Origin of the sequence: Streptomyces sp. JH14 (assembly GCF_029428675.1) — a bacterium.
Lineage (GTDB): Bacteria > Actinomycetota > Actinomycetes > Streptomycetales > Streptomycetaceae > Streptomyces.
In genome coordinates, this window is sequence record NZ_JAJNEL010000001.1 from 6,162,129 (window position 1) to 6,181,418 (window position 19,290).

Genomic DNA, 19,290 nt, shown 5'->3' on the forward strand with positions numbered 1-19,290 from the left:
CCTACCGAAACCGAAGGAGATCACGTGAGTTCGACCAGAATGCGGCCCGTCCTCGTAGTCCTGGGTGCGGCGGCGCTGTTGACCGCGTCCGTCGCCGTTCCACAGGCCTCGGCGGCCGGCCGTACGTCCGCGGCCCTCGCCTGGTACGACGCCACCGCCGAGACCATCGCGACGGCCGGGGCATCCACTCAGATCACCAACAGCCGTACGTGGGCCATCAGTTGGCTCGCGGCCGCCAGGGCCACCCGGAGTGTGCCGACGGGCGTCGAGCGCGGTGCGTATCAGGAGGCGGCGCTCGCCGGGGCCGTACACCGTGCGCTGGTGACGCTGGTCCCGAGCCGTGCGGAGCAGCTCGACGCGACGTACGAGAAGACCCTCGACGCGATCCCCGATGGCCCGGCTGAGGAGCGAGGCGTCGCGGCGGGGGAGAAGCAGGCCGATCTTGTCCTGAAGTCGAGGGAGGGCGACGGCCTGGATCCTGCCTCGGTCAACGCGCCCTATCCCGTGAAGCCCGCGGCGCCGGGCGGGTGGCAGCCGACGCCACCCGACTACGCACCGGCGGCGCAGTACGGCAATCGTCTCGCCAAGCCGTTCCTGCTGAAGTCGCAGCACCAGTTCCGGCTCGCCCCGCCGCCCGCCCTCGACTCCCGGCGCTACGCCGCCGACCTCGCGGAGGTGCGGGCGTACGGCGCCGTGGACAGCGCGGTACGCAGCGCCCACCAGACCGAGACGGCCACCTTCTGGCTGGGCTCCTCCCTCAGCCTCTACACCGAGCCGCTGCGGGTGGCGCTCTCGCGCACCGGCCAGGGGATCGCCGGGCAGGCGCGGCTGGTCGCGCTCTTCCACGTGGCGCTGGTGGACACACAGATCGCCACCTCCGACAGCAAGTACGCCTACGAACGCTGGCGTCCCGTCACCGCGATCCGCACCGGCACCATCGACCCCGACCCGGACTGGACGCCGCTGCACACCACCCCCGCTCATCCGGACTACCCCAGCGGCCACAACACCTACGCGGGCGCCGCACAGACCGTGCTGTCGGCGCTGGTCGGGCCGCGTACCGCCCCGTTCGACCTGAGCAGCCCCACCGCGCCCGGGGTGACCAGGAGGTACACCGCCTGGAAGCAGCTCTCGGACGAGAACGTGGACGCCCGGGTCTTCTCCGGTATCCACACCCGGTCGGCCGACGAGGCGGGGATCACGCTCGGCACGAACGTGGCACGGTACGTCCTGCAGAACGCGGGACGGCTCCTCGCCCCACGCTGACCCTCCGAGCGCTCACCGGCAGCGCGACACCCACTCCGTAGTGCCGACGCAACGCAGGCCATGACCGTACCGAGGCCCCGCCGTCGCACGGGGCCTCGGTGGGCCGGGCTCATTCGAACGCCGCCGCGTCGCGCAGTGCCTGGCCCACGGCTGCCGGTGAGTCCGGCCCCGGGGGGATCGAGCCGCGGGAATGCCTCGTACGGAGGCTCAGGTCCGTCCCGTCTGCCGTGCAAGGCGGGTGCGCAGGCCGGTGAGGCGGTCGATCTCGGCGTCGATGGCCGCCAACCGGCGTGCGACCACCCCGGAGCCGCGGGCGGTGGGGTCGTTGTCGGCACAGCGCCGTTGCGGATCCTCGACCAGGAGCTGGATGCGGTCGGCGATGCCGCGCAGGTCCTCGACGGTCAGACCGAGGGCGAGCAGTTCACGAATGACGCGGACGCGGGCCACGTCGTCCGGCCCGTACCGGCGCTGGCCCGTGGCCGTGCGCGGCGGCGGGGTCAGCAGGCCGCGCTCCTCGTAGAACCGCAGGGCCCGCGCGGTGGTTCCGGCTGCCGCCGCCGCATCTCCGATCCGCATCCCGACCTCGCCTCGCTCCGTGCCCGCACGCTCGCCCCTGACGCACGGCGGCGGTGCTTCAGTGTGACGGCAGCTCCACGACGACGGTGCCGAAGTGCCGCCCCTCGAACAGTTCCTGCAACGCTCGAGGAGCCCGTTCGATGCCCGGGATCCGTACGTGCGGAAAGGAGATTGCACCGGAACGCAGCCAGTCGCCGAACCGTTCGGCCCATTCCTCCGCCACCCCGGGATGGTCCGTGCCGCTGTAGCCGCGCAGCGTGATCCCCTGGGTGATGACGCGGAAGGCGTCGATCTCCACCGGAGCGCTGTCACCGTCCCGGTGCGGCGACAGCTGGCCGGCCAGTGCGCCGACGAGAGCGAAGCGGGCCCCACGGCGAGCCACCCCGAGCGCAGCGGTAAGTTGCTCGCCGCCCACGGTGTCCACCACGAGGTCGATGCCGTCGGGTGCCGCCGCGCCCAACTGCGCGATGAGCGTGGGGAATTCGCCGCCGGGCACGACCACCGCGTCATAGCCCAGCTCGGTGCGCAGCCGGTCGGCCTTGGCGGGGGAACGGGTACTGCCGATGACCCTCCCGGCGCCCAGCAGCCTGGCGACCGGACCGGCCAGGGTCCCCACCGCGCCGGCCGCCCCGGTGACGAGGACCGTGTCGCCGGGACGTATGTCGGCAAGCCGGGTGAGCGCACCGTAGGCGGCCACCCCGGACGACAGGTGGGCGACCGGGTCCGGCAGGACATCGCCGACCGGGGTGCAGTCGGCTGCGGCCACCAGCGCGTGCTCGCGCCACCCGAGCAGGTGCGTGACGGCGTCTCCCGGTTGCAGTGGGCTGCCCGCGCCCGCGGCGACGACCTCGCCGACGGCGGGGCCGAAGAGCACGTCACCGGCGTGGATCGGCGGTAGCGGTACGGCCCCGGGCTTCCCGCCGATCAGGGTGCGCAGACCGGGGAAGACAAGGAAGTACCGGCCCCGGACGAGGACTTGCCCGGGGCCGGGCGCGGGCAGTGGCTGTGCGACGACGGCGAAATGCTCAGGGCCGGGCAGCCCCTCAGGGACGGTGACGAGTCGGACCTCACGGGTGGCGGAGGGCAGGGAAGCGGCCATGGAAGGCTCCTGATCGGGGGAAGCGGGCTGAGCGCGGACGACCGGCCGGTGCCGGCGCGCAGACGCTAGCCCTTGACGCGCACGTCAGGGGCAAGCGCAGCGGCCTGTGCGATCTCCACGAACAGGCGGAAAAGTTCTCCGTGTCCGCAATGCAAGACCTGTCCGGAAAGTTATTGACCGACGTGGTGGACCTCTGCTGAACTCCCGTCTTATGAACCCGCGCGTGGACCTCACTCGGCGGCGCCACATCGATCTGGCGCACGTCTCCAGCGCGTTTTGTTGTCGCTGACGCGGCAAGGGATCGTCGTATCCGTCTCCTGAGGGCTCCCCTCTCCGCTCATCTCCTTCTCGTATGAGCCGGGAGCCTGTTCGCGCACGCTGACGCGGTCGCTGAGAACGCGGCTGTAGCGGTACTGCGACCACGCGTTTTCTCTCCGGCCGGCCCAGTCCGGTGTTCCGCGTGGTCGACCAGTCCTGCGCAGTACCAACCCCCTTCACCTGACCCCTCGTTCCCCAGCACCCCTTGGCGTGCCCATCTGCCCGGGAGGGATCCCTTCATGCCTCCGTCCATCCGAAAGCTCACCGGCCGCATCGGCGCGGTCGTCGAGGGCGTCGACCTCGCGGCGCCGCCCGACCTCTCGACGGTCACGGCGCTGCGTGACGCTCTCAACGAGCACAAGGCGATCGTCTTCGCTGACGTCGGCCTCGACAACGCGGGTCAGGAGCGTGTGGCCGGTTGGTTCGGCGAACTCACCACCGCCCACCCGAACGTGCCGGCCGCCGACGGTACGACGAACGTCCTCGCCGTCGACAGCGCGACGTCCAAGGCCAACGAGTGGCACACGGACGTCACCTTCGTGGTCAACCCGCCGCAGCTCACCACGCTCCGGTCCATCGTGACCACGCCGTACGGTGGCCAGACGCTCATCGCGAACGCGGCCGCGGCCTACCGCGACCTGCCCGAACCGCTGCGCGCCCTCGCTGACTCGCTGCGTGTAGTGCACACCAACCAGTACGACTACGCCCGCTCCGCAGCCACCACCGCCGAACGGCAGGAGTACGACCGCGTCTTCGTCTCGACGCCCTACGAGGCCGAGCACCCGGTCGTGCGGGTGCATCCGCTGACCGGCGAACGCGGGCTGTTCATCGGCGGGTTCGCCAAGCGGATCATCGGCCTGTCGAGCAGCGACTCGGCCGATCTGCTGCGCGTCCTCCAGTCGTACGTGACCCGTCCGGAGAACATCCTGAGCTGGACCTGGTCCCCGGACCAGCTGCTGATCTTCGACAACCGGATCACCCAGCACTACGCGGTGGACAACTACGACGACCACCCGCGCCGCCTCAACCGGGTGACGATCGCAGGAGAGGTACCGACCGGTGTCGACGGCCGCCGCAGCGAGCAGCTCGTCGGCGACGCCTCGCACTACAGCAGCGTGTTGGCGGTGGCGGCATGACCGAGCTCAGCCTCAAGGCGCCGGCCGTCATCAAGGACCCTGACGCCGAGACGACGAGCGCGCGGGAACGCGAGGTGTTCCTGCCGAGCGACGCCCGTCGCCGCACGCCGCTCAGCACACACTCCGCGAACGCCTGCGCTGGCCGCTGGGCATCTACACGACCCCGGTCGCGATCCTCCTCGCCTGGGAGATCCTCGCCCGGGCCGGAGCGGTGTCGAAGACCTACGCCCCGGCGCCGACGTCGATCGTGAAACGCTCGTAGGCACGTCACCCACGCCGACGCCGACTCGTCCGACGCCGGATACACCGCGTCCCGGCGGTTGCAGTGGGAAACGTGTGGTGACTGTGCCTAGCGGGGGCGCCGTCCATCGGGGCGTCCGCGATGCGGGACGGCCCTCTTGACGTCGCTCGCGGCCGGATCGACACTCACTGTGGGAATCCTAGTGAACAGGTAGGGAAACATGAGGCGCCTGGAGCCGGTCGCCGTCCGAGTGAGCCGTTCGCCTCTTCTGACCTCGCGTCGGCACATCGATCTGCAGCGTGTCTGCAGTTCGATCAGCCCTCAGGGCTGAGCCGCGCCCATCCCGCACCGACGGATGCCCCACGAGGGTGTCGTCCTGTCCTGCGCGTACGGATGAGCCCCGCTCCCTCACCCGACGTCGCTTCCGCCGCGCGTACGTCCGCGCCCGCTCCCGGGGAGAGTCATGACCGTCACACCGCTGGCCGCCCACACCTCCGACCGACCCGCGCCCGCCTTCCGGGGCCGGATCGGCCGGGACGCGCGCAGCGGCCACTACGCCGTTCCGGGCCGCTACCGCCTCCATCTGTCGACCGCCTGTCCCGACGGCCTGCGCATCGCTATCACCCACGGCCTGCTCGGTCTGGACACCGTCTGTCCGGCGACCTTCCTGCCCGCCGTGCCCGACTGTCCAGGGGGCGGCCACTCGGCCCTGCGGCCGCTGTACGAGGCCAGCGCCCACCGGTACACCGGTCCGGCCGTCGCGCCGGTGCTCAGCGACGACTGGTCCGGACGGATCGTCAGCACGCACGCCCCGGACATCATGCGCGACCTCGACCGCCGGTTTGGCGGTGACCGTCTCGCGCTCTACCCGTGTGGCGCGGAGTCGGAGATCGAGGCGGTCGAGCGGATGTGCGCGCAGGGCATCGAGGACCCCGCGCAGCGCGCCGGTTCGGCCGGTGGCGAGCCGGTGGAACGTGACATGACACTGAGCACGCTGCTCGAAACGCTCGGCGCGCTGGAGCGATGGCTCGTCGGCCGCACGTACGTGATCCGCGACGAAATCACAGCCGCGGACGTCGAGTTGTGGGTCGCGTTGGTCCAACTCGACACCGTGCACCGCAACCACCTGGACGCCTCAGCCGTCCAGCGCATCGCCGACCACCCGACCCTGTGGGCCTACGCCCGCCACCTGGCCGCCCACCCTGCCTTCGGCGGCCACCTCGACCTCGACGGCATCGAGCGCCGTCATCACGCCCGCTGCCATGGACTGGAGGGTGCCGGAGCAGCCGTCCAGATCCTGGACTGGGCGGCACACTCAGGCCATTAGCTGTTCCACCTGGTGGACCGGCGTTGACATTCGTTCGGGCAATTGTCTTAACTACGGCCCAGAACGGTCATGAGCGTCAGCGACAAGCCCTGGCTAGCTGACCGGCAACCCTCGCACGCGGTGGGGTGCCCCAGGTGACGACCGGACCGATGATGTTTCGGTAAGCGCGAGGCCCACAGGGCCGGAACAGTGACGGTGACGCCATGCACGCAGCTTCCAGGACGGCCGTATGCCGCCCTCAGGGCTGCGTGCGGCCGTACGCGAACTTGCTCGTCGCCGATCGTGCTGTCGATCTGCTCCGCGTGAACAGCGCACTGTGTACCACACAGGGCCGTGCCCGCTGTCGGGGCTGACACCTCCCCGCAGCCCCCGCACTCCCTGACGCACACCGCCCGAGCGGTGTGCCGTCGTCCTCCCCGTCCCCGGTACCTCGCCGTCGTGTGCGCCCCCGCATGCCGCCGCGCCTCCGGGGTGTACCCACCCAGCCGGAGCCCACCATGAGTGAACCCCCTGGCGCCACCGTCACCCTCCCCGAGGCGCCGACCGCCGACGAACCGTCGAAAGCCCCCACTGCCCAGCGAGTTCTGCCGCTACGGCGGCCAGGACGCTGGATCGCCACGGCGGTCGTCCTGGTCCTGGCGGCCCAGTTCGTGCACGGTCTGGTCTCCAACCCCTTCTACCAGTGGGACCGCTTCGGCTACTGGTTCCTGCGGCCGAACATTCTCGACGGACTCCTCATCACCCTCGAAGTGACCGCCTACAGTGCCGTGTTGGGTCTGGTCGGCGGCATCCTGCTCGCCCTGGCCCGGCTGTCGAAGAGCCCGGTGCTGCGCGCGGTCAGCTGGGCCTACGTCTGGGCGCTGCGTTCCATCCCGCTCATCGTGGTGCTGATCTTTCTCTACAACTTCAGTGCTCTGTACAGGACGTTGAGCGTCGGGGTCCCCTTCGGCCCGGCCTTCTTCTCCTTCGACGAGTCCAGGCTCGCGACCGACATGGTCGTCGCCGTCGTCGGCCTGAGCCTCAACGAGGCGGCCTACGCGGCCGAGGTGGTGCGCGGCGGCATCCTCTCCGTCGATCAGGGCCAGCACGAGGCGGCCGCGGCGCTCGGCCTGCCGAAGGGCTACCAGTTCCGAAAGATCGTGTTTCCGCAGGCGTTGCGCTCGATCATCCCGAACTACGTCAACCAGCTCATCGGCCTGATCAAGGGCACCTCGCTGGTCTTCTACGTCTCCCTGCTGGACCTGTTCGGCTCCGCGCAGACCATGGGCTCCACCTACCCGGGCGACATCGTGCCGCTGTTGCTGGTCGTCACCGTCTGGTACCTGGTGCTGACCGGCGTCGTCTCCGTCGTCCAGTTCTACGTCGAGCGGCACTACGCCCGCGGTGCCACCCGCAGCCTGCCGCCGACGCCGCTGCAGAAGCTCCGCACCGGGCTCACCGACCTGCGAGCCCGCATCCGCCAGGAGGCCGCCGTATGAGCGCGAAGACACTCGAACCGCTGGCGGACGTGACGCCCGCCGCCGTCGAGGTCCACGACGTGCACAAGTGGTACGGCACCCATCGGGTGCTGGACGGCGTCGACCTGACCGTCCGCCCCGGCGAGGTCACCGTCATCCTCGGCCCCTCCGGCTCCGGCAAGTCCACCCTGCTGCGGGTCATCAACCACCTGGAGAAGCCGGAGATCGGCTACGTCAGCGTCAACGGCGAGCCGATCGGTGTGAAGCGGCAGGGCGACCGGCTCAAGGAGCTGAGCGAGCGGGCCATCCTCACCCAGCGCGGGCGGATCGGCTTCGTCTTCCAGAACTTCAACCTCTTCCCGCACCTGACCGTCCTGGACAACGTGGCCGCGGCTCCGGTCGCCACCGGCCGGCTCAGCAGGCCCGAGGCGCGGCAACTCGCCCGCGAACTCCTCGACCGGGTCGGCCTCGCCGACAAGGCCGGCGCCTACCCGCGCCAGCTCTCCGGCGGCCAGCAGCAGCGCGTCGCCATCGCCCGCGCCCTCGCGCTGCGCCCTGGCGTCATCCTCTTCGACGAACCCACCTCCGCCCTCGACCCCGAACTGGTCGGCGAAGTCCTCGCCGTCATCCAGGACCTGGCGACCAGCGGCACCACCCTCGTCATCGTCACCCACGAGATCGGCTTCGCCCGCGAGATCGCCGACCGGGTCGTCTTCATCGACGGCGGCAGGATCATCGAGCAGGGCCCGCCCTCCGAGGTCCTCGACAACCCGCGTCACGAGCGGACCAGGGACTTCCTCAGCAAGGTCCTCTGACCCGCCGCACCCTTCAGACCCCCCCACGCCACCCTCATCACCTCCAGCGACAGGAACGGCCATGCCCACCCAGTTCACCCGACGCAGCCTGATACGCGGCATCACCGCGGCGACCGCCGTCGCCTCCCTGGCCACCGGGCTCGCCGCCTGCGGTGGCAACAGCGACGCGGCCACCTCCACCGACAGCGCCGCCAAGTCCGGCGAGGTCGTCATCGGAAAGGTCTCCAACGGCGCCGCCAAGCAGACCACCATCAAGGTCTCCGAGGTCAAGTCCATCAGCGCCGAACTGCCCGCCGCCGTCAAGAAGAGCGGCGGGCTGGAGATCGGCATCGGCGCCCTGCCGGCCGGCTTCCCGCCGCTGGCCTACGTGGGCAACGACCAGAAGACCCTCACCGGCGCCGAGCCCGACTTCGGCCGCCTGGTCGCCGCCGTCTTCGGCCTCAAGCCCGAGGTGAAGAACTCGACATGGGAGAACCTCTTCGTCGGCATCGACAGCGGCAGGGTCGACGTGGCGTTCTCCAACGTCACCGACACCGAGGAACGCAAGAAGAAGTACGAGTTCGCGTCCTACCGGCAGGACAACCTCGCGTTCATCGTGCCGAAGAAGAGCACCTGGAACTTCGACGACGACTACGAGAACCTCGCCGGCAAGACGATCGCCGTCGCTTCCGGCACCAACCAGGAGAAGATCCTCCTGGAGTGGAAGGCCAAGCTCGCCAAGGAGGGCAAGAAGCTCAACGTCAAGTACTTCCAGGACAGCACCAGCACCTACCTGGCGCTGAACAGCGGAAAGGTCGACGCCTCCTTCGGCCCCAACCCCGGCTTCGCGTACCACAACCGCCAGGTCGCGAACACGCCCAACGCCACCCGCACCGCCGGCACCTACTCCGGCGCCGGCGCGAGCCTGCAGGGCCTGATCGCGGCGACCGCGAAGAAGGACAGCGGCCTCGCCAAGCCGCTCGCGGACGCCATCAACTACCTGATCAAGAACGGCCAGTACGCCGAGTGGCTCAAGGCCTACAACCTCTCCAACGAGGCCGTCGCCAAGTCCGAGGTCAACCCGCCCGGACTGCCGCTCGACAACTCCTGACCACCGCGCGCCGGGGACTCCATCGCCGCCTCGCGGTGGCGTCCCCGCGCGCCGGACACCCCGAGCCGCACACCGGAGACCACCACACCATGTCCGTCATCGCCCTCGACACCAGCTCCTCACACATCCTGGACAACCCCGCCTGGGCCGCGCTCACCGGCCCGCACGCCCACTTCGCCGAACGAATCGGCCACGCCGTCCGCTACCAGCAGGACGTGGCCCCCTTCCACGCCCTCTCCGACGAGGACGACCCGCGCGCCTGGGCCGACCTCGCCGCACTCGTCGGCCCCGGCGGCACCGCCGCGGTGCGGGGCGTGACCGAGGCGGCGGAGGGCTGGGAGGTCGTGCGCACCGGACACGGCGTCCAACTCGTGGACACCTCCCTGCGCGCCGAGCCCGATCCCGAAGCCGTACTGCTCGGTCCCGACGACGTGCCGGAGATCCTTGACCTGGTCGCCCGCACCGAGCCGGGCCCCTATCTGCCTCGCACCGTGGAGATGGGCACCTACCTCGGCATCCGCCACCGAGGCCGGCTGATCGCCCTGGCCGGCGAGCGGCTGCACCCGCCCGGCTGGACGGAGATCAGTGCCGTGTGCACCTACCCCGACCACCGTGGCCGGGGCTTGGCCACCCGTTTGGTCCGTGCGGTCGCCGCCGGCATCAAGGAGCGCGGCGAACGCCCCTTCCTGCACGCCGCGGCCACGAACGCGAACGCGATCCGGCTGTACGAGTCGATCGGGTTCACCCTGCGCCGCCGTACCGTCTTCTCGCTCGTCCGGCACACCGGGGCCGCCGCGCTGGAAGAAACGGCATAGCCGTGCCGTTGTCCTTGTCGAAGGCGGTTGCTCGGCCCGTTAGGACGGAGGTGCGACACGTGACACGTGTGCTCCGTGCCGTCCGCCTCCACTCCCGGCCCCACATCGACCTCCAGCGCGTGGCCAGCGCCCTCTGTTGCTCCTGACCCCGTTTCCCCAGCCGCCGTGCGCCCCGATTCCCGCGGGCCGGTGATCTCGTACGGACCTCCAGGAAGGCACCCTCGTGTCCTCAACCCCCTCTTCCCACCTTCACCTCGCCGTCGCCCTCGACGGCACCGGCTGGCACCCGGCCTCCTGGCGCGAGCAAGTGGCCCGCCCCCGGGACCTGTTCACCGCCGGATACTGGGCCGACCTGGTCGCCGAGGCCGAACGAGGCCTGCTCGACTTCGTCACCCTCGAGGACGGCCTCGGCCTGCAGTCCTCGCAGTACGGCGAGCCGGACGGCCGCACCGACCAGGTCCGCGGCCGCCTGGACGCCGTCCTGATCGCGTCCCGCATCGCCCCCCTCACCCGCCACATCGGCCTGGTGCCGACCGTGATCGCCACCCACACGGAGCCGTTCCACATCTCCAAGGCGATCGCCACCCTCGACTACGTGAGCACCGGCCGCGCAGGCCTGCGGGTGCAGATCAGCGCCCGCCCGCACGAGGCCGACCACTTCGGCCGTCGCACCTTCCCGCCGCTGAGCCTGGAGGAACTCCAGAGCCCGGCCGGACAGGAGAAGCTCACCGCCCTCTTCGACGAGGCCGCCGACCATGTCGAGGTCGTGCGCCGGCTCTGGGACAGCTGGGAGGACGACGCGGAGATCCGGGACGTCACCACCGGCCGCTTCGTCGACCGCGACAAGCTGCACTACATCGACTTCGAGGGCGGGCACTTCAGCGTCAAGGGCCCCTCCATCACCCCGCGCCCGCCGCAGGGCCAGCCGCTGGTCACCGCCCTCGCCCACCAGACCGTCCCGTACCGCCTGGTGGCCCGCCAGGCCGACGTCGGTTACGTCACCCCGCACGATGCCGGCCAGGCCCGCGCCATCGTCGCCGAGATCCGCGCGGAACAGGAGGCCGCCGGGCGCGCGGATGAACTCCTGCATGTCTTCGGCGACCTGGTGGTCTTCCTCGACGACGACCAGGCCGCAGCCGAGGACCGCCGCGCACGCCTGGACGGCCTCGCGGGAGAGCCGTACTCGAGCGACGCACGCATATTCACCGGTACGCCGTCCCAACTCGCCGATCTGCTAGAGGAGTTGGCGGAGGCGGGACTGACTGGATTCCGGCTGCGTCCCGCGGTCGCCGGACACGACGTCCCCGCCATATCCCGGTCCCTGGTCCCCGAACTCCAGCGCCGCGACACCTTCCGTCGCGCCTACGAGGCCGACACCCTGCGCGGCCTGCTGGGCCTGACGCGCCCCACCAACCGCTACGCCGCCGTCTGAGCCGGAAGGACCCACACCGACATGACCAGCAAGCCGCTGAAGCAGATCCATCTGGCCGCGCACTTCCCGGGCGTCAACAACACCACCGTCTGGAGTGACCCGAAGGCCGGCAGCCACATCGAGTTCAGCTCCTTCGCGCACTTCGCGCGGACCGCCGAGCGCGCCAAGTTCGACTTCCTCTTCCTCGCCGAGGGCCTGCGCCTGCGCGAACAGGGCGGCCATATCTACGACTTGGACGTCGTCGGCCGCCCCGACACCCTCACGATCCTCGCCGCACTCGCCGCCGTCACCGAGCACCTCGGCCTGACCGGCACCATCAACTCCACCTTCAACGAGCCCTACGAGGTGGCCCGCCAGTTCGCCAGCCTCGACCACCTGTCCGGCGGCCGCTCCGCCTGGAACGTCGTCACCTCCTGGGACGCCTTCACCGGCGAGAACTTCCGCCGCGGCGGCTTCCTTCCGCAGGACGAGCGCTACTCACGCGCCAAGGAGTTCCTCGCCACCACCCAGGAACTCTTCGACTCCTGGCACGGCGACGAGATCCTCGCCGACCAAACGACCGGCGTCTTCCTGGACGACGCCAAGGCCGGCTCCTTCGTTCACACCGGTCAACACTTCGACATCCACGGCCAGTTCAACGTCCCCCGCTCCCCGCAGGGCCGCCCCGTCGTCTTCCAGGCAGGCGACTCCGAGGAAGGCCGTGAGTTCGCCGCCTCCGGCGCCGACGCGATCTTCAGCCGGTATGCCACCCTCAAGGAGGGCCAGGCCTTCTACACCGACGTCAAGAACCGCCTCGCCAAGTACGGCCGCCGCCACGACCAGTTGCTGATCCTGCCCGCCGCCTCCTTCGCGCTCGCGGACACCGACGCCGAGGCCGAGGAACTGGCACGGACCGTCCGACGGCAGCAGGTCAGCGGGGCCACCGCCCTCAAGCACCTGGAGTTCGTCTGGAACCGGGACCTGTCGTCGTACGACCCCGAAGGCCCGCTCCCCGACATCGACCCGGACGTCAGCGACGACCACATCTCCAAGGGACGCGCCCAGGTCCGCATGTACCGGGACCCACTGGCCACCGCCCGCGAATGGCGTGAACTGGCCGCCACGAACAACTGGTCCATCCGCGACCTGGTCATCCACACCGGCAACCGCCAGACCTTCGTCGGCTCCCCGGCCACCATCGCCAGGACCATCAACGACTACGTCCAGGCCGACGCGAGCGACGGCTTCATCCTCGCCCCGCACATCACCCCGACCGGCCTCGACGACTTCGCCGACAAGGTCGTCCCGCTGCTGCAGGAACAGGGCGTCTTCCGCACCGAGTACGAGGGCCCCACCCTCCGCCACCACCTCGGCCTCGCTCACCCGGACGAGGCGTCCGACGAGCGGGCGGCGTCGTGAAGTTCCTCTCCATCACTCTGATCGTGCACCGCCCGGACCCGGTCACCGGGGTGCAGAAGTCCACCCACGACCGGTTCCGCGAGGTCCTCGACAACGCCCTGTTTGCCGAGGAGCTGGGCTTCGACGGCTTCGGCGTGGGGGAGCGCCACGAGCGGCCGTTCATCTCCTCGTCCCCGACCGTCGTACTCAGCCATGTGGCCGCCCTGACCAAGCGGATCCGCCTGTTCACGGCCGTGACGACGCTCAGCCTGCTGGACCCGGTCCGCGCGTACGAGGACTACGCCACCCTCGACCATCTCTCGGGCGGCCGACTCGACCTGATCATCGGCAAGGGCAACGGCGCCGCCCAACGCGACCTGTTCCACGTCACGCCAGAGGACCAGTGGGACCGCAACGCCGAGAGCTACGAGGTCTTCCGGAAGATCTGGCGCCAGGACAAGGTCACCGCCGACACCCGCTTCCGCCCACCGCTGACCGACGCCGAGGTGTGGCCACGGCCGTACCAGCAGCCGGTCCGGGTCTGGCACGGCAGCGCCACCAGCAAGGAGTCGGTCGACCTCGCCGCTCGCTACGGCGACCCGCTGTTCTCCGCGAACGTCACCAACCCCATAGAGCCGTATGCCGAGTTGATCCGCCACTACCGTGAGCGCTGGGAGTTCTACGGCCACGACCCGTCGCAGATCGCGGTCGGCGCCGGGACGGCCGGCATCTGCGTGGCCCCCACCTCCCAGGAGGCGCTGGCCGCGTACCGGCCGATCTTCGAGTCCAACCTGGCGTTCTTCAAGAAGGCCGGCCTGCCGGTCGTATTCGAGACCCTGGAGGACTTCGTCGAACGCAGCTCCGCCCTGATCGGCAGCCCGCAACAGGTCATCGACAAGGTGCACCGCTACCACGAACAGTTCGGCCACACTGTGGTGCACCTGCATGCCGACGCGAGCGGGCTGACGGAGTCCCAGCACCGTGCCTCGCTCGAGTTGTTCCAGTCCCAGGTCGCCCCCGTGCTGCGTCGGGAGATCCCGGATCCGCCGTTCGCCTGGGGCCCCGTGCTTCCGGCAGCACTGATCACTCAGGAGTCCGCCCGTGTCTGACATCTCCCTCGGCGTCCTCGACCTGGTCCCGATCCCGTCCGGCTCGACGGCAGCCGATGCCCTGTGCAACTCCATCGACCTCGCTCAGCAGGCCGAGCGCTTCGGGTATGCCCGCTACTGGTTCGCCGAGCACCACCTCAATCCCGGTGTGGCCGGCACGTCACCCGCCGTCGTCCTGGCTCTGACCGCATCCGCCACCTCCACCATCCGGCTCGGTTCCGGCGCCGTGCAGCTCGGGCACCGCACGGCGCTGTCCACGGTGGAGGAGTTCGGCCTGCTCGATGCGCTGCACCCGGGCCGCTTCGATCTGGGCCTGGGCCGCTCGGGCGGCCGCCCGCCGGGACAGCCGGCCGCACCGTTGCCGACGGCGACTCCGGTCGTCGACGGTCGTACCCCGAACGGCCTGTTGATCCCGCCCCGCTTCTCCTTCGAGTATCTGGTCGGTTCACCCCGCATCGCGCTGCAGCGCAGGCTGCTCCTGCTGCCGGGCGCCGAGTCACAGGACTACGCCGAGCAGATCGACGACGTCCTCGCCCTGCTGGCCGGCACCTACCGCTCCCCGGAGGGCGTCGAGGCACACGTCGTGCCGGGGGAGGGTGCCGACGTGGAGGTGTGGATCCTGGGCAGCAGCGGTGGTCAGAGTGCCGCTGTCGCGGGCGGCAACGGTCTGCGGTTCGCGGCGAACTACCACGTCAGCCCGGCCACGGTCCTGGAGGCGGTGGAGGGCTACCGGTCCTACTTCCAGCCCTCCGAATTCCTGGACAAGCCGTACGTCAGCGTCTCGGCGGACGTCGTCGTCGCAGAGGACGACGCAACGGCCCGTGAACTCGCCACCGGCTACGGCCCGTGGGTGCGCAGCATCCGTACCGCCGAGGGCGCCATCGAGTTCCCGACACCGGAGGAAGCGCGCGCTCACGCATGGACCGACGAGGACCGGGCCCTCGTCCAGGACCGCCTCGACACCCAGTTCGTCGGCTCGCCGGGCCGGGTCGCCGACCAGCTGGAACAACTCCAGGAGGCCACGGGTGCGGACGAGTTGCTCATCACGACGATCACTCACGACCACACGGACCGGGTCCGCTCGTACGAACTGCTCGCGGAGGAATGGCGCCGACGGGGGCACTCCTTCCAGGAGTGAAGGCCCGCGCCGCTGACGTCGCCCTGGCGATCGGCAACCAGATCTTCGCGGTGACCGGCGCCCGTGCCACCGCGGCATCCGAGGGTCTGCCGCTTCTGGCGCAACGTCCGGACCCACACCCTCCACGACCCTGTCGCCTACAAGCGGCGAGAGGTCGGGCGCCGGGTCATCGAGGGCGAACTGCCCGAACCCGCCTGGTACTCCTGACCGCCCCGAGAGCGCCTCCCCGGCGGAGGCGCCCCCTTCTCCCCGAAAGAGGACCCATGGCCACTGTCCTGTCCGTCTCCGGCAGCCCTTCCGCCTCCTCCCGCACCAACCGCCTGCTGCGCCACCTGGACCAGCGACTGACCGCTCAGGGGCACGACGTCGTCCCGCTCGACGTTCGCACCATCCCCGCCGAGGCCCTGCTCGGCGCGGACTTCCGGCATCCGGCGATCGTCGAGGCCACCGAGCTGTTCGCGAGCGCCGACGGCGTCGTCGTAGGAACACCCGTCTACAAGGCGTCGTACTCCGGAGTCCTCAAGGCCCTCCTCGACCTGCTCCCGCAGTACGCACTCACCGGAAAGACGGTCCTCCCTCTCGCCACCGGCGGCTCCATCGCGCATGTCCTCGCCATCGACTACGCCCTGCGTCCGGTCCTCAACTCCATGGGTGCCGCGCACATCGTGCAGGGCTGGTTCACCCTCGACAAGGACATCACCGCCCACGACGACGGCTCTATCACTGTCGCACCGGCCGCCGCCGAGGCCCTTACCCAGGTCGTCGACCATTTCTCGCTGGCGCTGGGCCGTACCCCGCTCCTGGCCGCGGCGAGCTGAGGCCAGGACCGCACACGTCATCACCGACGACGCCGAGGCCGTCACTGTCGCGTCCGCCCTGGCCGACGAGTTCCGGGCGGGCGCCCCGGCCCGCGACGCCGAACGCCTGCTTCCCCGCGAGGAGCTGGACCGGCTCTCCGCCTCGGCGCCGACGAACGTCCCCTGATCGCACCCCTGATCGGAGCCCCGAGTGTCCCTCACCTTCCACTGGTTCCTGCCGACCAACGGAGACAGCCGCCACGTCGTCGGCGGCGGCCACGGCACCCCCGCCACCGAGTCCGGGCGCGACCGGCCGCCGACGGTCGCCTACCTCAGCCAGATCGCCCGTGCCGCCGAGGACCTGGGCTTCGTCGGCGCACTCACGCCGACGGGCGCCTGGTGCGAGGACGCGTGGCTGACCACCGCGATGGTCAGCCAGAACACCGAGCGGCTGAAGTTCCTGGTTGCCTTCCGACCCGGCTTCGTCTCACCGACGCTCGCCGCGCAGATGGCCTCCACCTTCCAGCGGCAGACCGGCGGACGGCTTCTGCTCAACGTCGTCACCGGCGGCGAAAGCCACGAGCAGCGCGCCTACGGAGACTTCCTCGACAAGGACGCGCGTTACCGCCGTACCGGCGAATTCCTCGAGATCGTACGAGGGTTGTGGGAGGGCAGGACCGTCGACCTGCGCGGCGAGCACCTCCATGTCGAGGACGCGAAGCTCGCGCGGGTGCCCGACCCGCTCCCCGAGGTGTACTTCGGGGGCTCCTCGCCGATCGCGGGAGAAGTCGCCGCCAAGCATGTCGACGTCTATCTCACCTGGGGCGAGCCGCCCGCCGCCGTCGCGGAGAAGATCGCCTGGATCCGAGCGTTGGCCGACAAGGAGGGCCGTAGCGTCCGCTTCGGTATCCGCCTGCATGTCATCACCCGCGACACCTCCGAGCAGGCCTGGGCCGAGGCGAACCGGCTCCTGGACGGCTTCGACCCGAAGGCGGTCAAGACCATCCAGGGGGGCCTGGCCCGCAGCGAGTCCGAGGGCCAGCAGCGGATGCTCGCCCTGCACGACGGCGGCAGCCGTGACCGCCTGGAGATCCACCCCAACCTGTGGGCGGGCATCGGCCTGGTGCGCGGCGGCGCGGGCACCGCCCTGGTCGGCAGCCACGATGAGGTCGCCGAGCGGATCAAGGAGTACCACGCTCTCGGCATCGACGAGTTCGTGCTCTCCGGCTACCCGCACCTGGAGGAGGCGTACTGGTTCGGCGAGGGAGTCCTGCCGAAACTTCAGGCGCAGGGCCTGTGGCAGCACCCGTACGGACAGCACTCGCCATCCGGGAGCGTGAATCAGCCGGAGCGCACCCGAATTCCTAGTTTTCCTATCGAATTACTAGGGAAGAGTGTTGGCGGTGGTCGGCGAGGCGAGTGAGGATGATGAAGCCGACGCGTCACCGCGCACCGCTGCACTCCCACGTTGCCTCGCCGTGAAAGAAGACGCCATGACCACAGCACTGAGGTGCAGCGACAGCCGCAGTCGCATGCAGCGGGTCCAGATATGACTGTGACGGCGGACGAGGTGACTGACGCGGGAGCCGGGCAGGTCGACTGGTTGCACATAGCCCGTGAGATGGCGGACGACCTGGCCACGGACGCGGTCGAGCGCGAACAGGCCGGCAAAGCACCGCTCGACGAGGTCGCACGGCTGCGCGAGTCGGGGCTGCTGACATTGTTGGCACCGGCCGAGCAAGGAGGAGGTGCGGACTGGCGCACGGTCTACGCGGTCGTCCGGAACGTCGCCACGGCGGACGGGGCCATCGGCCACCTGCTGGGCCACCACTACTTCCTGTCCTTCAGCGCCCGCTTCTTCGCCGGGCCTGCACGTGCCGCCCGCGTCGAGCGGGAGTCGACGGAGGGGCAGTGGTGCTGGGGAGGCGGTATCGCCTCACACGAACCGCCACTCATCCTGACCCCCAAGGCGAACGGCTATCTGCTGAACGGCTACCAGACGTACGCCACCGGCGTCGGGATCGCCGACCGGCTGGTGGTCCGAGCCGCCAGGTACGGCACCGGTGAGCCGCTGGCCGTCCTCGTCGACCCCGCCCACCCCGGTGTCGTGAGCGGCAGCAGCGGGGACACCATCGGCCAGCGGCTGGCAGCCGGTGGCGCCGTGGAGTTCGACTCCGTGCCGGTCACGGCGGACGACGTGTTCGGGTCGCTCTCGCCGGACGAGGGCGTCCTGTCACCCTTCGCCTCTCTTGCCGTGCCGACCGCGCGCCTGGTCTCCGCCCAGTTCTGTCTCGGCATCGCCGAGGGACTGCTGGCTGAGGTCCACGAGCACGGAAGGGCCGTGCGGTCGCCCTGGCAGCCCTTCTCCCCCCAGCCCTGGCCGGGCAGCCCCCCGCAGGATCCGCACGCGCTGACCACGTACGGCGAGCTCGCCGTCGTCGCACGTGCCGCGTCCGCCCTCGCCGACCAGGCGGTGGATGCCCTGTTGCGCGGCCTCGCGCAGGGCGAGGATCTCGACGACGACGAGTGCGCGGAGATCGCCGTCCTCGCGAGCGTGGCCGAAGCCGCGGCCTCCCGTGCCGCGCAGGAGATCACCACCCGTGCCCTGGACGTCGTCGGCGTCGACGCCGCTTCCACGCGGCACGGCTTCGACCGCTTCTGGCGCAACGCCCGGACCCACACCCTGCGCGAACCAGCCGCCCACAGACTGCGCGAGATCGGGGACTACTTCCTCAACGGTGCGCACCCGCCCTTCACCCTTCCTGCCTGACGGCGCAGCCGGTGACGGGCGGACACGGCAGTGATGGATAATCGCGGCATGCGGATTTCGGCGCGGGCGGACTATGCGGTGCGGGCGGCATTGGAGCTGGCCGCGGCAGGGGACGAGGCCTCGCTCAAGGCCGAGGCGATCGCCGCGGCGCAGGGCATCCCGCACAAATTCCTGGAGGGCATCCTCGGCGACCTGCGCCGGGGCGGTCTCGTGGTCAGTCAGCGGGGCGGCAAGGGCGGCTACCGGCTCGCCCGACCGGCGGACTCGATCGCCATCGCGGACGTCATCCGTGTGGCGGACGGCCCCCTGGTGTCGGTGCGGGGGGTGCGCCCACCTGAGCTCTCCTATGGTGGTCCTGCGGAGTCCCTGCTGCCGCTTTGGATCGCCGTACGCGCCAATGTTCGCAAGATTCTCGGCGAGGTCACCCTGGCCCACGTGGCCGCGGCCAAGCTGCCCGACGAGGTCCTGAGCCTCGCGGAGGACCCCGAGGCCTGGACGAATCCCTGACCGTGCCCTCGTGGACGCCT

At 70.3% G+C, this 19,290-nt stretch carries 19 protein-coding genes, 2 pseudogenes and 1 riboswitch; of the genes and pseudogenes, 19 read left to right on the forward strand and 2 right to left on the reverse strand.

Going from position 1 to position 19,290, the window contains the following annotated elements; all coding sequences use genetic code 11:
• Positions 1-24 precede the first annotated feature (24 nt).
• A complete protein-coding gene (locus LRD69_RS27720) occupies positions 25-1,266 on the forward strand; it encodes a vanadium-dependent haloperoxidase (protein ID WP_277329262.1) in 1,242 nt (413 codons plus the stop codon).
• Positions 1,267-1,473: 207 nt separating this feature from the next.
• On the opposite strand, the gene LRD69_RS27725 is transcribed toward LRD69_RS27720, so the two are convergent.
• The gene (locus LRD69_RS27725; RefSeq protein ID WP_277329263.1) at positions 1,474-1,842 is read right to left on the reverse strand and encodes a MerR family transcriptional regulator; all 369 of its coding nucleotides are present in this window, start codon (positions 1,840-1,842) and stop codon (positions 1,474-1,476) included.
• A gap of 58 nt (positions 1,843-1,900) precedes the next feature.
• Complete coding sequence (locus LRD69_RS27730) at positions 1,901-2,941, reverse strand: NADP-dependent oxidoreductase (protein ID WP_277329264.1); 1,041 nt, start codon at positions 2,939-2,941, stop codon at positions 1,901-1,903.
• 557 nt (positions 2,942-3,498) lie between these two features.
• On the opposite strand from LRD69_RS27730, the gene LRD69_RS27735 reads away from it, so the two are divergent.
• The 18 genes and pseudogenes from LRD69_RS27735 to LRD69_RS27810 all read left to right on the forward strand — a co-directional run bounded on the left by LRD69_RS27735 (position 3,499) and on the right by LRD69_RS27810 (position 19,270).
• Positions 3,499-4,395: a TauD/TfdA family dioxygenase gene (locus LRD69_RS27735; RefSeq protein ID WP_277329266.1), complete on the forward strand. Its 897-nt coding sequence runs from the start codon at positions 3,499-3,501 to the stop codon at positions 4,393-4,395.
• A gap of 461 nt (positions 4,396-4,856) precedes the next feature.
• Positions 4,857-4,967 carry a putative leader peptide gene (locus LRD69_RS31105; protein ID WP_346771924.1) on the forward strand — a complete coding sequence of 37 codons (111 nt, stop codon included), beginning with the start codon at positions 4,857-4,859 and terminating at the stop codon, positions 4,965-4,967.
• Between the two features lie 132 nt (positions 4,968-5,099).
• Positions 5,100-5,963 (forward strand): glutathione S-transferase C-terminal domain-containing protein, encoded by an 864-nt coding sequence (locus LRD69_RS27740; RefSeq protein WP_277329268.1) that lies wholly within the window; start codon positions 5,100-5,102, stop codon positions 5,961-5,963.
• 65 nt (positions 5,964-6,028) lie between these two features.
• Positions 6,029-6,136, forward strand: a riboswitch (SAM riboswitch).
• A 324-nt stretch (positions 6,137-6,460) separates the two neighbouring features.
• Positions 6,461-7,441, forward strand: coding sequence for an amino acid ABC transporter permease (locus tag LRD69_RS27745; RefSeq protein WP_277329269.1), 981 nt, complete (start codon positions 6,461-6,463; stop codon positions 7,439-7,441).
• Positions 7,438-8,235, forward strand: coding sequence for an amino acid ABC transporter ATP-binding protein (locus LRD69_RS27750; protein WP_277329270.1), 798 nt, complete (start codon positions 7,438-7,440; stop codon positions 8,233-8,235). Before LRD69_RS27745 ends, LRD69_RS27750 begins: the two co-directional genes overlap by 4 nt.
• Before the next feature lie 61 nt (positions 8,236-8,296).
• Entirely contained in the window at positions 8,297-9,325 is a 1,029-nt protein-coding gene (locus LRD69_RS27755) for a transporter substrate-binding domain-containing protein (RefSeq protein WP_277329271.1), read from the forward strand.
• A gap of 89 nt (positions 9,326-9,414) precedes the next feature.
• Complete coding sequence (locus tag LRD69_RS27760) at positions 9,415-10,140, forward strand: GNAT family N-acetyltransferase (RefSeq protein ID WP_277329272.1); 726 nt, start codon at positions 9,415-9,417, stop codon at positions 10,138-10,140.
• Positions 10,141-10,208: 68 nt separating this feature from the next.
• On the forward strand, positions 10,209-10,286 hold the full coding sequence (locus LRD69_RS31110) for a putative leader peptide (RefSeq protein WP_346771941.1): 78 nt from the start codon (positions 10,209-10,211) through the stop codon (positions 10,284-10,286).
• Between the two features lie 77 nt (positions 10,287-10,363).
• Positions 10,364-11,572, forward strand: coding sequence for an LLM class flavin-dependent oxidoreductase (locus tag LRD69_RS27765; protein ID WP_277329273.1), 1,209 nt, complete (start codon positions 10,364-10,366; stop codon positions 11,570-11,572).
• A 21-nt stretch (positions 11,573-11,593) separates the two neighbouring features.
• Complete coding sequence (locus tag LRD69_RS27770) at positions 11,594-12,970, forward strand: NtaA/DmoA family FMN-dependent monooxygenase (protein WP_277329274.1); 1,377 nt, start codon at positions 11,594-11,596, stop codon at positions 12,968-12,970.
• Positions 12,967-14,058, forward strand: a complete 1,092-nt coding sequence (locus LRD69_RS27775) for an LLM class flavin-dependent oxidoreductase (protein WP_277329275.1) — start codon at positions 12,967-12,969, stop codon at positions 14,056-14,058. Before LRD69_RS27770 ends, LRD69_RS27775 begins: the two co-directional genes overlap by 4 nt.
• Entirely contained in the window at positions 14,051-15,196 is a 1,146-nt protein-coding gene (locus tag LRD69_RS27780) for an LLM class flavin-dependent oxidoreductase (protein WP_277329276.1), read from the forward strand. Before LRD69_RS27775 ends, LRD69_RS27780 begins: the two co-directional genes overlap by 8 nt.
• Positions 15,193-15,403, forward strand: a pseudogene (locus LRD69_RS27785) (monooxygenase); the annotation flags it as partial. The gene LRD69_RS27780 and the pseudogene LRD69_RS27785, both read left to right, overlap by 4 nt.
• Before the next feature lie 56 nt (positions 15,404-15,459).
• A complete protein-coding gene (gene ssuE, locus LRD69_RS27790) occupies positions 15,460-16,014 on the forward strand; it encodes an NADPH-dependent FMN reductase (RefSeq protein WP_277329278.1) in 555 nt (184 codons plus the stop codon).
• Positions 15,965-16,159: pseudogene (locus LRD69_RS27795) on the forward strand (hypothetical protein); the annotation flags it as partial. The gene ssuE and the pseudogene LRD69_RS27795, both read left to right, overlap by 50 nt.
• Before the next feature lie 45 nt (positions 16,160-16,204).
• Positions 16,205-17,416 carry an LLM class flavin-dependent oxidoreductase gene (locus tag LRD69_RS27800; RefSeq protein ID WP_277329279.1) on the forward strand — a complete coding sequence of 404 codons (1,212 nt, stop codon included), beginning with the start codon at positions 16,205-16,207 and terminating at the stop codon, positions 17,414-17,416.
• A 126-nt stretch (positions 17,417-17,542) separates the two neighbouring features.
• On the forward strand, positions 17,543-18,763 hold the full coding sequence (locus LRD69_RS27805; protein WP_277329280.1) for an acyl-CoA dehydrogenase family protein: 1,221 nt from the start codon (positions 17,543-17,545) through the stop codon (positions 18,761-18,763).
• A 48-nt stretch (positions 18,764-18,811) separates the two neighbouring features.
• Positions 18,812-19,270, forward strand: coding sequence for an Rrf2 family transcriptional regulator (locus LRD69_RS27810; RefSeq protein ID WP_277329281.1), 459 nt, complete (start codon positions 18,812-18,814; stop codon positions 19,268-19,270).
• The last annotated feature ends 20 nt before the right edge of the window (positions 19,271-19,290 follow it).